General features: G+C 70.6%; 2 protein-coding genes and 1 pseudogene. All 3 read left to right on the top strand.

Features of this window, described 5'->3' with window-relative positions:
• On the top strand, positions 1–207 hold a 207-nt coding region (locus tag GJ629_RS17345), incomplete at its 5' end, for a hypothetical protein (protein ID WP_231754671.1).
• Between the two features lie 27 nt (positions 208–234).
• Positions 235–1,981: pseudogene (gene arcS, locus GJ629_RS15225) on the top strand (archaeosine synthase subunit alpha).
• A 34-nt stretch (positions 1,982–2,015) separates the two neighbouring features.
• Positions 2,016–2,927: a hypothetical protein gene (locus GJ629_RS15220; RefSeq protein ID WP_157513771.1), complete on the top strand. Its 912-nt coding sequence runs from the start codon at positions 2,016–2,018 to the stop codon at positions 2,925–2,927.
• Positions 2,928–3,029 lie beyond the last annotated feature (102 nt).

Genomic DNA, 3,029 nt, shown 5'->3' with positions numbered 1-3,029 from the left:
TCGGGCGGCCGGAAGACGGCGTCTTCCGGCAAACTGAAAAGGGCGAAGGCCAGTTCCGGGAACCCCGGGGAAGCAAGCACTGGACCGAGCGAAGCGAGGGAAGCGCACAGCGAGCCGCGGGACCGGAACTGGCTGAGGGCTTTCGAGGAAGACACTGCTGTCCAAACATCTCCTCTGAACACTACCGCTCGCCGAACCGAACGATAGTTGAACCGCGCCGACCGAGAGGGCCCTATGACCGAGTACTTCGAGGTCCACGAGCGAGACGGGGCCGCCCGGATCGGCGAACTCCGCCTGTCCGATCCGGTCGAGACGCCGACGCTCGCGGACGATATCGTCGCCGACGCCGGGAGCCTCTGGCCCGAGGACCGCGACGTTCCCGAGGGCGACGAGAGCGAACTGACGATCCTCCCCCACCGCGGGTTCCCCGGCGGGACCGCCGAGGAGGTCACCGAGGCGTTCGCCGTCGACTACCCCGACGTGGACTTTCCCAGCGCCGCCGTCGTCTCGCCGGAGACGGCCGAGGACTTCGGGGCCGACGCCTACGTCCTCTCCGGGAGTCAGGGGCTGGTCGGCCACGGCGAGGCCTTCGTCGAGGGCGTCGTTCAGACTCGGGAGTCCATCCCGGCCGACACCGCGCTGTACCTCTCGGGGGTCGCCACGCCGGCCAACGTCGCCACCCTACTGTACGCCGGCGTCGACCTCGTCGACACCGACCGCGCCGTGATCGAGGGCACGAAAGGCCAGTACCTCACGACCGACGGGGCGTACTTCTTGGAGGACCTCCCCGAAGCGCCCTGCAGTTGCCCGGCCTGCCAGCAACCCATCGACACCTTCGACCGCGAGGACTGCGTGACTCACAACGTCAACGCCCTGCGGGCGGCGCTTTCCCGCGCCCGCCAGCGCATCCGCGAGGGTCGCCTGCGGGACTACATCGAGGGACAGGCCCGCCACGAGCAGTGGCTGACGGCGACGTATCGCCACCTCGATCAGGAGTACTCCTATCTCGAACAGCGGACGCCGCTGGTGCGAAACGAGACCATCACCGCCGCCAGCGAGGACACCCTCCGTCGGGTCGAGATACAGCGTTTCGCCGAGCGAGTGACCGGCCGCTACCGGAACCGATTCGACCAGCCACTGGTGTTGGTCCCCTGTTCGGCGACCAAGCCCTACAGCGACTCCAAGAGCCACGGTCGCTTCCACGACGCCATCCAGTTCCGCGGTCACACCGTCTCGATGACCTCGCCCATCGGCGTCGTCCCGCAGGAACTGGAGACGACCTACCCCGCACAGCACTACGATTCGGTCGTGACCGGCCACTGGAGCGAGACCGAAATCGCGTTCGTCGCCGACGTGCTGGCGGCCTACCTCGACGCGAACGACTACCCCGACTACGTCGCCCACGTCCCCGAAGACTACCGACCCATCACCGAACGGGTGGCCGACCGCCTCGGCATCGACTTCACCTACACCGTCGAGGGCCACGACCGACACCGACTCGCTGGCGAACCTCGCCGGGGCCGTGGAGGGGGGCGACTCCTACCGCAAGCGCGAGCGCCAGCACAACACGATCAGAGCTATCGCCGACTACCAGTTCGGCGCCGGGGCCGGCGACGACCTGTTCGAGGACCTCTCGGTCGAGAGCCGCTACCCGAAACTCCGGGTCAACGACGCCGACGGCGAGCAACTGGCGGCGATGGTGCCCGAGTACGGCGTGCTCTCGCTGACGCTGGCCGGCGCGCGGCGCTGGAAGGCGTCCGACGTGCCCACCAAGACCGCCGAGATAGACAACTTCGTCCCGCGGGGGAGCGTCCTCGCGCCGGGCGTCGTCGACGCCGACGACGACATCCGGGTCGGCGACGAGGTTCTCTTCGAGGGGCCGAAGGCGCTCTCGGTGGGCCGCGCGGCGATGTCCGGCCCGGAGATGGCCGAGAGCACCCGTGGCATCGCTAGCGAGGTTCGCCACACCGCAGAGAAGTGACGGTTTTTGAGCCGCTGGCTCCTACGGTCTGACGATGCTCTCGCCGTCGACGCTGTCCCTCCTCGTCGTCGCCGCGGTGTTCGTCTCAGTCTTCGCCGCCTTCGCCTACTACCAGTCCGCGGCGGCGGACGCGCCCAGACTCTACCGCTACGGCCTCACGCCCCGATGGACCACCGTCGCGTCGGTACTGGCACTGGCGGCCGCCGCCGTCGTCGCCGCCGTTCGCCTCGACACACTCGCCCTCGACCGCCGGACGGTGGCCGTCCTCGCACTGTGGACGCTCCTGCTGGTGGCTTCGGCGAACGGCGTCGCGGGCGCGGCGGGGTTCGTCCGGCGCTGGCGAGCGTTCCACCCCGCGAGCGCCGTCCCGACGGGCGCGGTGTCGCCCGGGCCGGTCGCCGTCTCGGGGACCGCCACCGACGAGGCCGTCGCCCGCGCGCCGGTGACCGGCCGCGACGCCTGCTGTTTCGTCTGGCGCGTCACCGTCGAGGACCCCTACGTCGGGACCGAGATGGGAGAGACCGGCGACTTCCGGGAGGTCGCGGCCGGGCAGGGCGGGTCGACGTTCGCCCTAGACGACGGGAGCGGACCGGTCCGTATCGACCCCGCGGGCGCGAGGCTGGACCTCGCCGGCGAGCGGACGGTCGAACTGCCGGCCGGCGACGCCCTGCCGCGCCCTCACACTGACGCCATCAGCGACGTGGAGTTCGACCACGGCGACAGCGTCCGGCGCTACACCGAACGGGTCGCCGGCCCGGGGGACTCACTGGCCGTCGCGGGAGAGGCGGTCCGGCGGGACGGGCGCGTCCTCGTCACCGACGTTATCGTCACCACCGGGTCGCTCTCGCTCGCGGCCGAGCGCTACCGCGCGCGGGCCCTCCTCTACGGCGTCGCCGGCCTCGGCGGGGTTCTCGTCGCCCTCTGGGGACTGCTGGTGACGGTCTGATTTATGACCCCCGTCGCGTAGCCCCGGTATGGACGACCGGACGCGCCCGGACGGTCCGGTGGTTGCTGGTCGTCGCCGTCGCCGCCGTCCTCGCCGTCGCGG

This window comes from Halapricum sp. CBA1109 (genome assembly GCF_009741825.1).
In the GTDB taxonomy this organism is placed as follows: Archaea; Halobacteriota; Halobacteria; order Halobacteriales; family Haloarculaceae; genus Halapricum.
This window is presented reverse-complemented; position numbering and strand designations above follow the sequence as displayed.